The sequence below is a fragment of the Bacteroides salyersiae WAL 10018 = DSM 18765 = JCM 12988 genome (genome assembly GCF_000381365.1).
Classification (GTDB): Bacteria; Bacteroidota; Bacteroidia; order Bacteroidales; family Bacteroidaceae; genus Bacteroides; species Bacteroides salyersiae.
On the sequence record NZ_KB905468.1, the window covers coordinates 185,099 to 200,896 of the forward strand.

At 41.9% G+C, this 15,798-nt stretch carries 13 protein-coding genes and 1 tRNA gene; 8 read left to right on the forward strand and 6 right to left on the reverse strand.

Going from position 1 to position 15,798, the window contains the following annotated elements; all coding sequences use genetic code 11:
• Positions 1 to 161 precede the first annotated feature (161 nt).
• Positions 162 to 1,829 carry a putative transporter gene (locus tag HMPREF1532_RS18630; protein WP_005933479.1) on the forward strand — a complete coding sequence of 556 codons (1,668 nt, stop codon included), beginning with the start codon at positions 162 to 164 and terminating at the stop codon, positions 1,827 to 1,829.
• A gap of 695 nt (positions 1,830 to 2,524) precedes the next feature.
• On the opposite strand, the gene HMPREF1532_RS18635 is transcribed toward HMPREF1532_RS18630, so the two are convergent.
• The gene (locus HMPREF1532_RS18635) at positions 2,525 to 3,154 is read right to left on the reverse strand and encodes a cytidylate kinase-like family protein (RefSeq protein ID WP_005933481.1); all 630 of its coding nucleotides are present in this window, start codon (positions 3,152 to 3,154) and stop codon (positions 2,525 to 2,527) included.
• Between the two features lie 412 nt (positions 3,155 to 3,566).
• Between HMPREF1532_RS18635 and HMPREF1532_RS18640 the strand changes: the two genes are divergently transcribed.
• Both HMPREF1532_RS18640 and HMPREF1532_RS18645 read left to right on the forward strand, forming a co-directional pair.
• Positions 3,567 to 4,949, forward strand: coding sequence for an MATE family efflux transporter (locus tag HMPREF1532_RS18640; RefSeq protein WP_025818999.1), 1,383 nt, complete (start codon positions 3,567 to 3,569; stop codon positions 4,947 to 4,949).
• Complete coding sequence (locus tag HMPREF1532_RS18645; protein WP_044097586.1) at positions 4,936 to 5,514, forward strand: Crp/Fnr family transcriptional regulator; 579 nt, start codon at positions 4,936 to 4,938, stop codon at positions 5,512 to 5,514. The genes HMPREF1532_RS18640 and HMPREF1532_RS18645 overlap by 14 nt, the downstream gene beginning before the upstream one ends.
• A 213-nt stretch (positions 5,515 to 5,727) precedes the next feature.
• Here HMPREF1532_RS18645 and HMPREF1532_RS18650 read toward each other — a convergent pair whose 3' ends face one another.
• Positions 5,728 to 7,086 carry an MATE family efflux transporter gene (locus tag HMPREF1532_RS18650; RefSeq protein ID WP_005933486.1) on the reverse strand — a complete coding sequence of 453 codons (1,359 nt, stop codon included), beginning with the start codon at positions 7,084 to 7,086 and terminating at the stop codon, positions 5,728 to 5,730.
• Between the two features lie 204 nt (positions 7,087 to 7,290).
• Between HMPREF1532_RS18650 and lysS the strand changes: the two genes are divergently transcribed.
• The 3 genes from lysS (at position 7,291) to HMPREF1532_RS18665 (ending at position 11,618) form a co-directional block, all read left to right on the forward strand.
• Positions 7,291 to 9,018, forward strand: a complete 1,728-nt coding sequence (gene lysS / locus HMPREF1532_RS18655; protein ID WP_044094122.1) for a lysine--tRNA ligase — start codon at positions 7,291 to 7,293, stop codon at positions 9,016 to 9,018.
• 89 nt (positions 9,019 to 9,107) lie between these two features.
• Positions 9,108 to 10,103 carry an NAD(P)H-dependent glycerol-3-phosphate dehydrogenase gene (locus HMPREF1532_RS18660; RefSeq protein WP_005933488.1) on the forward strand — a complete coding sequence of 332 codons (996 nt, stop codon included), beginning with the start codon at positions 9,108 to 9,110 and terminating at the stop codon, positions 10,101 to 10,103.
• 177 nt (positions 10,104 to 10,280) lie between these two features.
• Entirely contained in the window at positions 10,281 to 11,618 is a 1,338-nt protein-coding gene (locus HMPREF1532_RS18665; protein WP_005933489.1) for a glucose-6-phosphate isomerase, read from the forward strand.
• Positions 11,619 to 11,702: 84 nt separating this feature from the next.
• On the opposite strand, the gene HMPREF1532_RS18670 is transcribed toward HMPREF1532_RS18665, so the two are convergent.
• The gene (locus HMPREF1532_RS18670) at positions 11,703 to 12,179 is read right to left on the reverse strand and encodes a DUF5035 family protein (RefSeq protein ID WP_005933490.1); all 477 of its coding nucleotides are present in this window, start codon (positions 12,177 to 12,179) and stop codon (positions 11,703 to 11,705) included.
• A gap of 154 nt (positions 12,180 to 12,333) precedes the next feature.
• Between HMPREF1532_RS18670 and HMPREF1532_RS18675 the strand changes: the two genes are divergently transcribed.
• Positions 12,334 to 13,026, forward strand: coding sequence for an inorganic diphosphatase (locus HMPREF1532_RS18675; protein ID WP_005933492.1), 693 nt, complete (start codon positions 12,334 to 12,336; stop codon positions 13,024 to 13,026).
• Between the two features lie 51 nt (positions 13,027 to 13,077).
• Here the strand turns inward: HMPREF1532_RS18675 and HMPREF1532_RS18680 are convergent, their stop codons facing one another.
• The 3 genes from HMPREF1532_RS18680 to HMPREF1532_RS18690 form a co-directional block, all read right to left on the reverse strand.
• Complete coding sequence (locus tag HMPREF1532_RS18680; RefSeq protein ID WP_005933494.1) at positions 13,078 to 13,698, reverse strand: LysO family transporter; 621 nt, start codon at positions 13,696 to 13,698, stop codon at positions 13,078 to 13,080.
• A complete protein-coding gene (locus tag HMPREF1532_RS18685; protein ID WP_005933496.1) occupies positions 13,695 to 13,973 on the reverse strand; it encodes a LysO family transporter in 279 nt (92 codons plus the stop codon). Before HMPREF1532_RS18685 ends, HMPREF1532_RS18680 begins: the two co-directional genes overlap by 4 nt.
• A gap of 491 nt (positions 13,974 to 14,464) precedes the next feature.
• Positions 14,465 to 14,536: transfer RNA gene (locus tag HMPREF1532_RS18690), tRNA-Arg, on the reverse strand.
• A 214-nt stretch (positions 14,537 to 14,750) separates the two neighbouring features.
• Between HMPREF1532_RS18690 and asnA the strand changes: the two genes are divergently transcribed.
• A complete protein-coding gene (gene asnA, locus HMPREF1532_RS18695; RefSeq protein ID WP_005933498.1) occupies positions 14,751 to 15,788 on the forward strand; it encodes an aspartate--ammonia ligase in 1,038 nt (345 codons plus the stop codon).
• Positions 15,789 to 15,798: the final 10 nt, after the last annotated feature.

The window sequence follows — 15,798 nt, forward strand, 5'->3', positions numbered from 1 at the left end:
AGAGAGACAAAGATAGGCAAATAGTTCTAATGAGGTACTTTTTTTAGAGAAAATTCGCACAGGGAGGTAGCAGGGTGTCATCAACAAATAAAAGAGAGAAAATATTTGATTACCTCCGTTGTTATAGCTAATTTTGTCGCAATTTTAATAAAAAAACTACTATGGATTGGATACAAAGTTTATTGTGGGACTCCAGCTCCGTGGCACACATAGTCTTTCTTTATGCTTTTGTGATAGCTGCCGGGGTGCTCTTAGGTAAGATCAAAATCTTCGGAGTGTCATTGGGAGTCACCTTTGTTCTGTTCACCGGTATTCTGATGGGACATTTCGGTTTTACCGGCGACACACACATTCTTCATTTCATCCGCGAGTTCGGATTGATATTGTTCGTGTTCTGTATCGGTCTTCAGGTAGGGCCCAGCTTCTTCTCTTCGTTCAAGAAAGGAGGGATGACCCTCAATCTGCTCGCCGTAGGTATTGTAGTATTGAACATCGCCGTAGCATTGACTATCTATTTCCTTGCCAACGGACGTATTGAATTGCCGATGATGGTCGGTATCCTGTATGGCGCCGTTACCAATACACCGGGACTCGGTGCCGCCCAGGAAGCATTGACGCAGCTCAACTACAATGGACCGCAGATTGCACTGGGATATGCATGTGCCTATCCGTTAGGCGTAGTCGGCATTATCGGTTCTATCATCGCCATCCGTTACATTTTCCGTGTCAACTTGGCAAAAGAAGAAGACGAGCTTAAAAATCAAGATGCGGAACATCTGAAGCACAAGCCGCATTTAATGAGCCTTGAGGTACGCAATGAATCGATCAACGGCAAAACCCTGGTTCAAGTAAAAGACTTTTTAGGACGCTCTTTTGTTTGTTCACGTATTCGTCACGAAGGTCATGTCAATATCCCCAACCATGAGACACTCTTTCATATGGGCGACCAAGTATTCATCGTCTGTTCGGAAGAGGACGCGGAAGCTATTACCGCTTTCATAGGAAAAGAAGTACAAGTGGATTGGGAAAAACAGGATATGCCGATGGTATCACGCCGTATCTTGATTACCAAATCAGAAATTAACGGAAAGAAGTTGGGAGATATGCACTTCCGTGGCATGTTTGGTGTTAATGTCACCCGTGTCAACCGTTCGGGAATGGACCTGTTTGCCGACCCGCATCTGACCCTGCAAGTAGGTGACCGGGTGATGGTAGTAGGCCAGCAGGATGCGGTAGAACGCGTTGCCAATGTACTGGGTAATTCTCTGAAACGCCTTGACCACCCGAATATCGTTACTATCTTTGTCGGTATATTCTTAGGAATCTTTTTAGGCAGTTTGCCTATTGCTTTCCCCGGCATGCCAACTCCGGTAAAATTAGGTCTGGCAGGCGGCCCGTTGGTAGTAGCCATCCTGATCGGACGTTTCGGATATAAACTTCATTTGGTAACTTACACAACAATGAGTGCCAATCTGATGTTGCGCGAAATAGGAATTGTATTGTTTCTTGCGAGTGTCGGTATCGAGGCGGGAGCAAACTTTGTACATACAGTAGTCGAAGGAGACGGTTTGTTGTATGTAGGTTACGGTTTCCTCATCACAGTTATCCCACTATTGATCATCGGTGCAATTGCACGTCTGTATTATAAGGTGAACTATTTTACCCTGATGGGACTTATCGCCGGTAGTAATACCGATCCCCCTGCATTGGCTTACTCTACTCAGGCTTCAAACAATGACGCACCAGCCGTAGGATACTCAACCGTATATCCGTTGACAATGTTCCTGCGTATTCTGGCCGGGCAAATGATCTTACTTTTAATGATGTAGCTTAACCGCCCACATTCCATTCTTTATAAAATAAGAGCGTACACTTTGAAACGGTTCAAGATGTACGCTCTTATTATTTTTATGAGAAACGAGTAAAGTTCATTTTATCAATATGTCAAATAGATATTCCTACCCCATGCAGAATTCGTTCTATCCATACTCTTTAAACCATGTTCTCTAAAACCTCCTTCATTTCCAAACTTATAAAATCAAATTATCCGGTTTATAAACAAATAGCAAACAAATATCTTTCATTAAAAAAAATCACCGTACAAACGAGCCTTGATTCATGCATCCGTCTCACTTTTTAATATTCCAAAGCAATCAAAAGCAAACCATCAGTCAGCTTCCAAAAACGATCTTTAAAGGAGATTTTATTTTTCCCGTAGAGTCTCTAATAGTTTCTCGTAGAGTTTCGAGTCGTTCCTCGTAGAGAAACCGAATTTATCACACCGGTATAATTGAAATAACCTACCGAGAAAAGCCACATATTTATCCCCAAAAATGCCCCAATATGCATAAAGAAATAAATATTATTCAGTTTATTATGCGGTTTATTCTCTAATTACATCTATATTTGAAAAGTACATGTCACAGAAACGAACAATATAAGAACAAAAAGACAGCCAAACCAAGTTTTCTTTTAAAAAAGGTGTACGCTCCTTTTTTCAGAAAGCATACACCTGCCAAATGTTTTATAATCCCAATTTTCTCACTACAAACTCTTCTATAAACCTCACTGTACCTTCGATTCCCAACGCAGAAGAGTCGATACAGAGATGATAAGTAGCCGCCGCTCCCCAAGTCTTATAGCTGTAGTAATTATAGTATTCCGAACGTTTCTTATCCGCCTTTTCCATCATCCCTTCCGCGTCTTCTTCACTGATGCCATGCATGTTCCGGAGACGTTCTATACGATCTTCCTTTGAGGCGGATATGAAGATATTCACACAACGCGGATGATCCCGCAGAATGTAATCGGCACAACGTCCTACAAACAAACAGGATTTTGTAGCAGCCAGATTACGGATAACATCGCTTTGGATTTTGAAAAGGGCATCATTACTCAAGCAATTTGTGCAAGGCACAGCTCCATCACTGATAAAAGGAAAACGCATGCCAAACAAGCCACCTATAATACCTTGAGAAGCTTTTTCATCAGCCTTTTCAAAAAACTCCTTGCACAGCCCGCTCTCTTCCGACGCAAGATTTATCAGTTCCTTATCATAAAAGTCAATTCCCAAACGGGCGGCCAACTTCTCGCCTATTTCTTTTCCGCCGCTTCCCAACTGGCGACCGATATTAATAACATAATTACTGTTCATAATACATTTTGTTTAGAAGCCTCTCCCCAACCCTCTCCGTGGGAGAGGGGGATAGATACCGTTGTTTATTAACCGGTTACAAAACCAACTTAACTCCCTTTCCCACGGAGAAGGTTGGGGAGAGACTTCATTTTTATTAGTTTTGAAGCAAACATACGGATTATTTCTGAAAAAAAGAAATAATAATATGTCAATTAAATAATGTGTCGGTGTGCCAATATGCCAATGTGCCAATTGGCTGTGCTATACTGATATTTTATAGGGGCTAATCAGTACATGGCTTAGTTGGTATATCAAATAATCGGTACATTGGCACATTATTTAATTGACATATTATTTATTACCAATTGGTAATTTTTTCCTGTATTTCCTGCCGTATCTTTGCAACATGAAAAAGAAAGAAAATATGGAAATGAAAGATAGTATTGACTTCGGAGCGATGAATATTTCCAAGCTGTTTCGCAAATTATTGATTCCAACAGTATTGGGAATGGTTTTCTCCGCTATATTTGTAATAACGGACGGTATATTCGTAGGTAAAGGGGTAGGCAGTGATGCGCTGGCAGCAGTCAACATTACCGCACCGCTGTTTATGATCACTACCGGCATCGGATTGATGTTCGGCGTAGGAGCATCGGTCGTTGCTTCCATTCATTTATCGCACGGGAAACAAAAAGTTGCCGGTATCAACATCACGCAGGCGCTTGTTTTTTCATCGTTACTGATATTCCTGCTATCTGCCTTTTGCTTCTTCCTGATAGAGCCTGTCGGCAGATTATTGGGAAGTTCGGACCGGCTGTTACCGTTGGTTGCAGAATATATGAATTGGTATGTCCCATTTCTCGTATTCTACCTGTTGCTCAATGCAGGGATGTTCTTTGTCCGTCTTGACGGCGCACCGAATTACGCCATGTGGTGCAATGCCATTGCAGCAATTGCCAATATCGTACTCGATTATATTTTCATCTTCATTTTCGGATGGGGATTGATGGGGGCAGCCTTTGCCACAAGCATAGGTACGATGATAGGCGGCTTGATGACCTTGATCTATCTGTTGTGTTTTTCCCGATCATTTAGATTACATCCTGTCAAACTAAGCCTTAAAAGCATTCGCCTAACTTTACGTAACATCGGTTATATGGTAAAACTGGGTTCTTCGGCCTTCATAAGTGAAGCCTCGATAGCATGCATGATGTTTTTAGGCAATTATGTATTTATCCGTCATTTGGGTGAAGACGGAGTAGCCGCTTTCAGCATTGTCTGTTATTTCTTTCCCATTATATTCATGGTATACAATGCCATAGCGCAATCGGTACAGCCTATCATCAGCTATAATTTTGGAGCCGGCAGTAAGGATCGGGTACATCAAGCTTTCCGGTTATCCATAAAAACAGCTCTCGTCTGTGGAATCTGTTTTTTCATTCTGACAGTAATATGTAATCGGGACATCGTGTCATTGTTCATCGATCGTAGCTACGGTGCTTACGACATTGCAGTAGCAGGAATTCCGTATTTCGCCATCGGATATCTCTTTTTTGCTTTCAACATGGTTAGTATAGGCTATTATCAGAGTATAGAACGAGCACACCGGGCTACTGTTATCACCTTGCTGCGCGGTGTGGTATTTATGCTCATCGGATTCACAGTATTACCTCATTTTTTAGGGGTCAGAGGCATATGGCTGGCAGTCCCTTTGGCAGAATTACTAACATTTATTTATATTGTAATAATTTACCTGAAAGATCGTTTCCTACCCCACCGGGGAAATGTATCTTTGCAGCATGGACACATTTAAAGAAAAATTCCGGATCAGATACCATTTATCCGAAACAGATGTAGTGACTTTATTAAGCCACATGAAAGAGGTATACTTCAAAAAGAAGGAGGTGATTGTTCGCGAAGGTTCCAGAAATACTAATTTATATCTTATTAAAAAGGGAATCTGGCGAGCACATTATCTGAAAGACGGGATAGATACGACTATCTGGTTCGCTTCAGAGGGAGAAGCCGCTTTTTCCATCTGGGGATATGCAGACAATTCTTATTCGCAGATCAGCATAGAGGTAATGTCCGACAGCATTGCCTATTGTATCTCCGGTGCAAAATTAAATGAATTATATTACACATCCGTAGGGTTGGCCAATTTAGGCAGACGACTCATGGAACACCAATTATTGACTACGGAAAACTGGCTCATCAGTGCCGGCAGTCCCAAAGCCAAAGAACGATATCTTACACTGATAAAAGAAACACCGGAACTTTTACAATACGTTCCGCTAAAGTACATCGCCTCTTATTTATGGATAACCCCACAATCACTGAGCAGAATAAGAGCAGAAATAAAAAAAATAAGTAGGTAAGTAGTTAAGTAGTCAAGTAGCAAGTAGTAAATAGTCAATAAGTAGTCAAGGAAAGTACATCAAACAAATCATTTCTACTTAACTACTTACTACTTAACTACTTACTACTTGACTACTTACTACTTAACACCACTTACTACTTAACACCACTTACTACTTAACGCTACTCGCTACTGTATATGAATGATTCAAGCCAAATGCCTACGGCCGGCATTACCCGTTGGTCATTTTACGAAACTGGCGAAACTGCCACCAAAGCATAAGACCGGAAACAATACTTGCTGCCAGATCGGATGCCGGCATACTGACCCATACTCCCGTCTGCCCATAGAAATGAGGCAAGATGAGCAGACAAGGAACAAGAAACAACATCTGACGGGTAAGTGACAGGAATATAGCTTTACCGGCCATACCGATACTTTGAAAGAAGTTGGACGTAACCATTTGAAAACCGACAATGGGGAAAAACATCACCACAATGCGATACCCTTCTGCCGAAAGGCGTATCAACTCCGCATCCGATGTAAATATGGATACAATCAATTCGGGAATAAATACCCCCAATAAAAATCCGGTAGTAGTAACAATGGTAGCCCCGATAATAGTCAGTTTCAACACCTGGGTAACACGGGGATACTGACGGGCACCAAAGTTATAACCGGCAATAGGCTGCATTCCCTGATTCAGCCCCAGCACAATCATCACAAAAACGAACACGAGCCGGTTGACAATACCAAAAGCACCGATAGCAAGATCTCCTCCATAACGTTTTAAACCTTGATTGATCAGAATCACGATAAAGCAGGAAGCCAGATTCATTAAAAAAGGAGACATACCGATCGCCAATGAATCAAACACGATTTTACGTTTCAGACGAAAGATTCCCCGATGGAAATGCAGCAGTTCCTCTTTATTGCTGAATAATTTAAATTGCCACATCAGCGCAATAACCTGTGCCACAATGGTGGCAATGGCCGCTCCGCGAATCCCCCAATCGAAGACAAAAATAAACAACGGATCGAGTATCGTGTTAATCACCACCGTAGCAATCGTCGCATACATCGCTTTTTGAGGGTGACCGGCAGAACGAAGCACAGCATTCAGCCCCAGATAAAGATGGGTAACGACATTACCCAACAAAATCACTTCCATATAGTCGCGGGCATAACCGATAGTAGCCTCACTTCCGCCAAAGAAATAGAGAATAGGGTCGAGAAATAGAAGCGTAAGAACAGTAAACGCCAAACCGATAATAATATTCAGTACCAAAACATTGCCAAGAACACGCTGAGCCGTGTCATAATCCTTCTGACCGAGTTTTACAGACACCAATGTGGCCGCTCCTACTCCAACCAATGAACCGAATGCGGCGGCAAGATTCATCAATGGGAAAGTCAATGCCAGACCGGAAATTGCCATACGTCCCACACCATGCCCGATAAAAATACTGTCCACCATATTATAAAGAGAAGATGCCGTCATGGCAATGATAGCCGGTACCGCATATTGTATCAAAAGTTTTCCAATCTTTTCCGTCCCCAACGCCGTGGGGGTCTTCTGTCCTGTAGTCATACTCGTCCTTTTTATTTTGAGGATGCAAAATTAGTGTTTTTCCGAGAACCCGGCAAATGAAAAGCCGCTTTAAAATTTCCTCTTTATTAGCAACCGTTCACCTGTCCCAATCTCTCCTTTGGGCAAATTAGAGAGCTATTCATGCCGTAATATTAAAAATGTTTCGTATTTTTGCCACCAAATATTGAGTTAATACGTAACGAAATGAACCTATTAGAACTAAGTGAACAGGAAATCATCCGACGTAACAGTCTGAATGAGCTTCGCGCGATGGGTATCGAACCTTATCCCGCAGCAGAGTATGTAACCAATGCTTTCTCTACAGATATAAAACAGGAATTCAAAGATGAAGACGAACCCCGCATGGTATCCATAGCAGGACGCATGATGAGCCGCCGCGTTATGGGTAAAGCATCTTTCATTGAATTACAAGATTCCAAAGGACGTATCCAAGTGTATATCACCCGTGACGATATCTGCCCGGAAGAAAACAAAGAGATGTACAATACTGTATTCAAACGCCTGCTCGACTTAGGTGATTTTATCGGCATCGAAGGCTTTGTATTCCGTACGCAGATGGGTGAAATCAGTATTCACGCCAAGAAACTCACCGTATTGTCAAAGTCTATCAAGCCGTTGCCAATTGTAAAATACAAAGACGGTGTGGCATACGATTCTTTTGAAGATCCCGAATTGCGTTACCGCCAGCGTTATGTTGATTTGGCCGTAAACGAAGGTATCAAAGATATTTTCATCAAACGCACCAAAGTATACAACTCCATGCGTGAGTATTTTAATGAGAAAGGATACATCGAAGTAGAAACTCCGATTTTGCAGGCCATCCCCGGTGGTGCTGCCGCACGTCCGTTCATTACGCATCACAATGCGCTCGACATGCCATTATACATGCGCATCGCCAGTGAGCTATACTTGAAACGCCTGATCGTAGGAGGCTTTGAAGGTGTATACGAAATCGGAAAGAACTTCCGTAACGAAGGCATGGACCGTACACACAATCCCGAATTCACCTGTATGGAAATATACGTTGCTTACAAAGATTACAACTGGATGATGACATTTACGGAAAACATGATTGAAAAAATCTGTCTGGACGTAAACGGTACTACCGAAGTAAAAGTAGGCGATAACATCATCAGTTTCAAAGCTCCGTTCAAACGCGTCACTATGCTCGACTCCATCAAAGAGTTTACCGGATATGATCTGAACGGTAAAAGCGAAAGCGAAATACGGGAAATCTGCCAGAAACTGAATATGGAGATTGACGACACCATGGGTAAAGGCAAGTTGATCGATGAAATCTTCGGTGAATTCTGTGAAGGCAATTATATACAACCGACATTCATAACCGATTATCCGATTGAAATGTCACCGTTGACCAAACGCCACCGGGATAATCCGGAACTAACCGAACGTTTTGAATTAATGGTGAACGGCAAAGAATTGTGTAATGCTTACTCTGAATTAAATGATCCTATCGACCAGCTGGAACGTTTTGAAGAACAAATGCGCCTGAGCGAAAAAGGAGATGATGAAGCCATGATTATCGACAAGGACTTCATACGTGCATTGGAATATGGTATGCCGCCGACATCAGGTATGGGCATCGGTATGGACCGTCTGACGATGTTGATGACCGGAGAAACAACGATTCAGGAAGTATTGTTCTTCCCGCAAATGCGCCCGGAAAAAGTTGTTAAAAAAGATGCTGTTGTCAAATATACGGAACTGGGCATCCCTGAAGACTGGGTTCCGGTAATTCAGAAAGCCGGCTATAACTTGGTAGAGGAGATGAAAGACGTAAACCCACAAAAGTTGCATCAAGAAATTTGCGGACTTAATAAGAAGCATAAGTTGGAACTTACCAACCCTTCTGTAAATGATGTAACCGAATGGATACAGAAAATCAATTAAAAATGAGAAATTAAGAATTAAATATCTGGGAGGAGCGCCCCTCGCTTTCTCCCTTTAATTTTTAATTTTTAATCTTTAATTTCATATATATGAAACTACCCGGTAAGATAGCGATAATGGGCGGCGGAAGTTGGGCCACAGCCATTGCCAAAATGTTCCTCGCACAAGAGGATTCCATCAATTGGTATATGCGTCGTGACGATCGTATAGCCGACTTCAAACGTTTAGGACACAACCCGGCTTACCTCACAGGTGTAAAGTTTGACATGAAACGTATCAATTTCGGCTCGAACATCAACGACATCGTAAAGGAATCGGATACGCTCGTCTTCGTCACTCCTTCCCCCTACTTAAAAGCTCATCTTAAAAAACTGAAGACACGCATACGAGACAAATTCATTATCACCGCTATCAAAGGAATTGTACCCGACGATAATCTTATCGTATCGGAATATTTCACAAAAGAATATGGTGTCCCTCCCGAGAATATAGCAGTATTGGCAGGTCCCTGTCATGCAGAAGAGGTTGCTTTGGAACGCCTTTCATACCTCACCATCGCTTGTCCGGACAAGGACAAAGCCCGCATTTTTGCCCGCAGACTGGGAAGCAGCTTTATCAAAACTTCCGTCAGCGATGATGTAGTAGGCATTGAATACAGTTCTGTTTTGAAAAACGTATATGCCATTGCCGCCGGCATTTGCAGTGGCTTGAAATATGGCGATAACTTTCAGGCGGTACTCATCTCCAATGCAATACAGGAAATGAGACGTTTTCTTGATACCGTACATCCATTGAACAGAAACGTAGATGAATCTGTTTATTTGGGAGATCTATTGGTAACAGGATATTCCAACTTTAGCCGGAACCGCACATTCGGTACCATGATCGGTAAAGGATATTCGGTAAAAAGCGCACAAATAGAGATGGAAATGATCGCGGAAGGATACTACGGTACAAAATGTATCAAAGAAATCAACAAGCATTATCATGTTAATATGCCGATACTCGATGCCGTTTACAATATCCTATATGAACGCATATCACCGATGATCGAAATAAAACTACTCACTGATTCATTCAGATGAGGAATGCGATGGAGGAGTATGGCAATTAAGTAGTCAGTAGTTAAGTAGTCAAGTAGTAAGTAGAGAATGGCTTTAGTAATAATAAACTGGACTAACTCCTACTTACTACTTGACTACTTAACTACTTGACTACTCAGTCATTCACCTACTTGACTACTTTTTAAAAACTTATATATTATGATTAGTTTGAACATTGAAAAAACGTTGGGATTCATCTCAAAAGAAACTGTTTTCGCTTACGACGCTCAAGTGAAAGCAGCGCAGGAAGCATTGGAAAACGGTACCGGTAAAGGAAACGATTTCCTGGGATGGTTGCATCTGCCTTCTTCTATCACTCCGGGACATCTGGCCGACCTTAAAGCCACCGCACAAGTTCTTCGTGATAACTGTGAAGTAGTTATCGTAGCCGGTATCGGTGGAAGTTATCTGGGTGCACGTGCAGTGATTGAAGCATTATCAAACAGTTTCACTTGGTTGCAGGATAAGAAAACAGCACCGGTCATCATCTACGCTGGACACAATATCGGCGAGGATTATCTATACGAACTTACCGAGTATCTGAAAGACAAGAAATTCGGTGTTATCAATATCTCCAAATCCGGAACTACTACCGAGACTGCCCTTGCATTCCGCCTGTTGAAAAAACAATGTGAAGATCAACGTGGCAGAGATATGGCCAAGAAAGTAATCGTAGCCGTAACCGATGCCCGGAAAGGTGCAGCACGTGTTACTGCCGACAAAGAAGGATACAAATCATTCATCATCCCGGATAATGTAGGAGGACGTTTTTCCGTACTTACTCCGGTAGGTTTATTACCCATTGCAGTAGCCGGATTCGATATTGAAAAACTGGTAGCCGGTGCAGCCGATATGGAAAAAGCTTGTGCCGCAAACGTTCCTTTCGCAGAAAACCCTGCCGCTATTTATGCAGCTACACGCAATGAACTGTATAAAAAGGGAAAGAAAATCGAGATTCTGGTGAACTTCAACCCGAAACTGCATTATGTAAGTGAATGGTGGAAGCAACTATACGGAGAATCCGAAGGAAAAGACAACAAAGGTATATTCCCGGCTGCTGTAGATTTTTCTACCGACCTTCATTCCATGGGACAGTGGATTCAAGAAGGTGAACGCACGATTTTCGAAACCGTAATCTCTGTGGAAAAGGTAAACCATAAACTGGAAGTACCTTCGGATGAAGCAAATCTGGATGGGCTAAACTTCTTGGCCGGCAAACGTGTGGACGAAGTTAACAAAATGGCGGAATTGGGAACTCAACTGGCCCATGTGGATGGCGGCGTACCCAATATGCGTATTGTTCTTCCCGAACTAAGCGAATATTGCATAGGCGGTCTGCTTTATTTCTTTGAGAAAGCCTGTGGTATCAGTGGTTATTTGTTAGGTGTCAATCCATTCAACCAACCAGGTGTAGAAGCATACAAAAAGAATATGTTTGCTTTGCTCAACAAACCGGGATACGAAGAAGAATCGAAAGCAATACAAGCCAAACTGTAAGCAAAGATAAATCCAAATAATAAGGGGTGAAGCTTAGAAAGCTTCACCCCTTATTATTTGGATTTATACCGATCAGAGATTGTCTCACTCTTTATCTTCTGTTTTCAATTCTATTTTTTCCTGCGCACTTTCACATTCCGCTTTCGAAGAAAGATAGAAAGAAAGTATAGCATCGGCATCAGCCACGGTTTGTACACGCATCTTCACTTTCAATACGGTATTCCGTACGCCATCCTCAAACTTGATAATACCTTCTTCGGGTCTTGTGAAATTTTTCTCAGAAGACACCCCATTGGGCAAATCAAAATCTTTTATGCCCAATTGCTGCTGATCTTCTTTTACGATAAATGTATTCAGATCCTCTCCATTTCCATCCAGTGTCAGAGAGACAGTAACCTCATCGCCCACCTTTAATGAAGGTATGGAAGCCATATCTTCACTATAATCTTTAGTATCACCTTCAATAAAGAAACCCGTAATTTCAATTACAGGACTTTCTGCCGAGCCGGAACATGCAGCCAAAAGCAGTAGTAACAACGGTGCAAGAAGTTGCTTTTTCATGTATTACAAATCTCTTGTTTACACCGCAAAAATACACATTATATCCGAATTAGCAAAAAAATCGTAACTTTGTGCAAAAAATCACAGTCTGTTTGACTTTTGCCTAAGACTGTTTTTATAGAAAATCTAAACAAATTCTCAATATCATAAAGCAATGTTTCAAAAAGAAATACACTTAAAAGCTGTACTATTCGATATGGACGGCGTATTGTTCAACTCCATGCCCTATCATGCAGAAGCTTGGCACAAAGTGATGTTAGCTCACGGCCTTAACCTCAGCCGTGAAGAAGCCTATTTACACGAAGGGCGTACAGGAGCCGGTACTATCAACATTGTAAGCCAACGCCAATTAGGACGGGAAGCAACGCCCGAAGAGATAGAGAACATCTACCACGAGAAGAGTGAAGAATTCAATAAATTCCCCGAACCGGAACCGATGCCCGGTGCTTGGGAACTACTGCAAAAAATAAAAAACGCCGGACTGACACCGATGGTGGTCACCGGATCCGGACAGCGCTCCCTGCTCGATCGTCTGGAACATAACTTCCCCGGCATGTTTCACCGCGAACTGATGGTGACTGCTTTCGATGTAAAGCATGGCAAGCCCAACCCCGAACCCTATCTGATGGCGCTTGAAAAAGGAGGATTCGAAGCAAACGAAGCAGTAGTCATAGAAAATGCACCACTCGGAGTACAAGCAGGAGTAGCCGCAGGGATCTTCACAATAGCTGTCAATACCGGACCCTTAAACAATAAAGTGTTGCAAGATGCGGGAGCAAATGCCCTCTATCCCTCCATGCAAGCTCTTTGCGAAGAATGGGAAACTTTCACAAACAGCCTGGCATAAAAATAAGAGAGAGATTTTCCAATCCCCGTTTAGAGTCCGCCCGGTGCCTTCTTATAAGCTACAAAAGAAAGAGACGAAAACGGGGACACTCATATCAATGAGAATTCCATGGAAGATAGCAAGAGGAATCATTTCCTTTCCGGAATAAAGAGTGATAGACGGCAACAATACATCCATCGAATTAACTCCGGCAGCAGAAATAGGTGCTAATTTTCCAAAATATTTCCGGATAAGCGGTGCCCCGAGTAAAGCCATCATTTCACGAAAGATATTTGCCAACAGGGCAATAGTACCAAGCTCGGTTGCCAGCTGTAACCCGAGGGAAGGTTCTTTGAACTGTGTAATTAAAATGGAAGAAAGCGAATAATAGGCAAAACCACTCCCCACTGCCATGCAATCGAACACACTCCACTGACTCAGCAACAAACTGGCAAAAGCAGAAAAAAGCAAGGTTCCTACAATTGTAGCCAAAGGTACCAGAAGCATATTGAAACGCAAACTTTTAACCAATACTTTCAGATTTTTATTACTGCCAATACTGACACCGACCTGTAGCATAAGGGCATAAAGCACGTACATAGAAAGATTGTGCACTTCCAGTTGGGAATCATTAAAAGTCCCAACTACACAACCTATACAGAAAAATGCCACTACAATCAAACTCCCTTTCATTTTTTACCTCCTTTCCTAAAAAACAGACGAAACACCAGAAATGAAGCTAACATACTGCCCAGAATACTCGATGCCGCCAATACGACAGCCTGCCATCCGAATCTCCCCAAATTATTTATTATCAAACTATTAGATCCGATTGAAAGACCTAAAATAAAAAGTAACAAAAAGATGGTCAACGAAGTAGTCTTTTCTACATTTTGCAGAAACTTCAAATTACGAAACAGGTAACCGATACCAATTCCTCCAAACATCATAGATATAACTGTGAACATAACGCGAAATCTTAAAAATTGAACAATAATACCATACAATGACTTTTCAAACCGAAAGTCACCACAGAGCTCAATCTCTCCGAACAATTTCAGACAAAGGGCAAAGTCTTAAAACCTGTTTAAATTTTCCCCTTAAAATAATACTGAGCAAAACTTAAACAGTCCTTTATGTATGATCAAAAAATGGAGGGGTATCTCAAACAAATCCACTGAACCAATGTACGTGCACAATAGAATGATTACATAAGATTCTGCTATCCCATGCAATGCCACATACACTATATATAGTAAATAATCGGTTCATGCTTTTATCAATTGGGCAGCAAAGATAGCACAATTATGAATATTTACCAAATAAATATTCAATAAAATAGATTCATCATTACCGAATTTTATACCAATTCACAAATTGGCTCATACCGTAAGGCACTATTGAACAGGCATTTAATAAGAAAAACGCTTATAATCCGAAGATTACAAGCGTTCATAAGTAGCCCCGAAGGGAATCAAACCCTTATCTTAGGTACCGGAAACCTACATTCTATTCGTTGAACTACAGGGCCGGTTTTGCGACGACAAAAATAGACAAAAACTTCTTATCTTCCTAATCTTTCTACTATTTTTGTTGATACAACCTTCAATTTCCCACTCAATGATATGTTATTTTGAAACCAACTTCAAGGAAATCTTTATCATATTGACATTATTTCAGACAAAAACCAATACATATATAGATATTATTCCTATCTTTGTCGACAATTAACATATAATAAACCTATGAGTTATCTAATAAAACCTCAGAATTACAAACCCCTTCTTGACCTGAAACAGACGGAACTCGGTATCAAACAGATCAAAGAGTTCTTTCAGATGAATTTATCATCGGAACTGCGTCTGCGCCGTGTCACAGCCCCTCTTTTTGTACTCAAAGGTATGGGTATCAATGACGACCTTAACGGCATAGAGCGCCCGGTATCCTTCCCCATCAAAGATCTTGGAGATGCACAGGCAGAAGTTGTACATTCACTGGCCAAATGGAAAAGATTGACGCTTGCCGATTATCATATTGAACCGGGATATGGCATTTATACCGATATGAATGCTATCCGCTCGGATGAAGAACTGGGCAACCTGCATTCGCTGTACGTGGATCAATGGGACTGGGAGCGAGTAATGACGGCAGAAGAACGTAATGTAGAGTTCCTCAAAGAGATAGTAAACCGCATTTATGCCGCTATGATACGTACGGAATACATGGTGTATGAAATGTATCCGCAAATAAAACCCTGCCTGCCACAAAAACTACACTTTATCCATGCAGAAGAACTTCGTCAATTATATCCGGCATTAGAACCTAAATGTCGCGAACACGCTATTTGCCAGAAGTACGGCGCCGTATTTATTATCGGTATCGGCTGCCAACTTAGTGATGGAAAGAAACACGATGGCCGTGCTCCGGACTACGACGATTATACCACAAAAGGGCTCAATGATTTACCCGGCCTGAACGGTGACCTTCTTTTATGGGACAATGTATTGCAACGCTCCATCGAGCTTTCATCTATGGGTATCCGCGTCGATAAAGAAGCTTTGCTACGCCAGGTGAAAGAGGCGAAGCAAGAGCAACGTCTGGAACTCTATTTCCACAAACGCCTGCTGAACGACACGCTCCCCCTGTCTATCGGAGGCGGTATCGGCCAGTCGCGTCTCTGTATGTTCTATTTACGCAAAGCTCATATCGGAGAAATCCAGGCAAGTATCTGGCCAGAAGACATGCGAAAAGAATGTGAAGCACTCGATATACATCTTATATAAATACATTATA

Coding starts and splice junctions, on each gene's coding strand:
- HMPREF1532_RS18640 (WP_025818999.1), top strand. CDS start 3,567: ATGAAAGATAGTATTGACTTCGGAGCGATGAATATTTCCAAGCTGTTT.
- HMPREF1532_RS18665 (WP_005933489.1), top strand. CDS start 10,281: ATGATTAGTTTGAACATTGAAAAAACGTTGGGATTCATCTCAAAAGAA.
- HMPREF1532_RS18680 (WP_005933494.1), bottom strand. CDS start 13,698: ATGAAAGGGAGTTTGATTGTAGTGGCATTTTTCTGTATAGGTTGTGTA.
- HMPREF1532_RS18650 (WP_005933486.1), bottom strand. CDS start 7,086: ATGACTACAGGACAGAAGACCCCCACGGCGTTGGGGACGGAAAAGATT.
- HMPREF1532_RS18675 (WP_005933492.1), top strand. CDS start 12,334: ATGTTTCAAAAAGAAATACACTTAAAAGCTGTACTATTCGATATGGAC.
- asnA (WP_005933498.1), top strand. CDS start 14,751: ATGAGTTATCTAATAAAACCTCAGAATTACAAACCCCTTCTTGACCTG.
- lysS (WP_044094122.1), top strand. CDS start 7,291: ATGAACCTATTAGAACTAAGTGAACAGGAAATCATCCGACGTAACAGT.
- HMPREF1532_RS18670 (WP_005933490.1), bottom strand. CDS start 12,179: ATGAAAAAGCAACTTCTTGCACCGTTGTTACTACTGCTTTTGGCTGCA.
- HMPREF1532_RS18645 (WP_044097586.1), top strand. CDS start 4,936: ATGGACACATTTAAAGAAAAATTCCGGATCAGATACCATTTATCCGAA.
- HMPREF1532_RS18660 (WP_005933488.1), top strand. CDS start 9,108: ATGAAACTACCCGGTAAGATAGCGATAATGGGCGGCGGAAGTTGGGCC.
- HMPREF1532_RS18635 (WP_005933481.1), bottom strand. CDS start 3,154: ATGAACAGTAATTATGTTATTAATATCGGTCGCCAGTTGGGAAGCGGC.
- HMPREF1532_RS18685 (WP_005933496.1), bottom strand. CDS start 13,973: ATGTTCACAGTTATATCTATGATGTTTGGAGGAATTGGTATCGGTTAC.
- HMPREF1532_RS18630 (WP_005933479.1), top strand. CDS start 162: ATGGATTGGATACAAAGTTTATTGTGGGACTCCAGCTCCGTGGCACAC.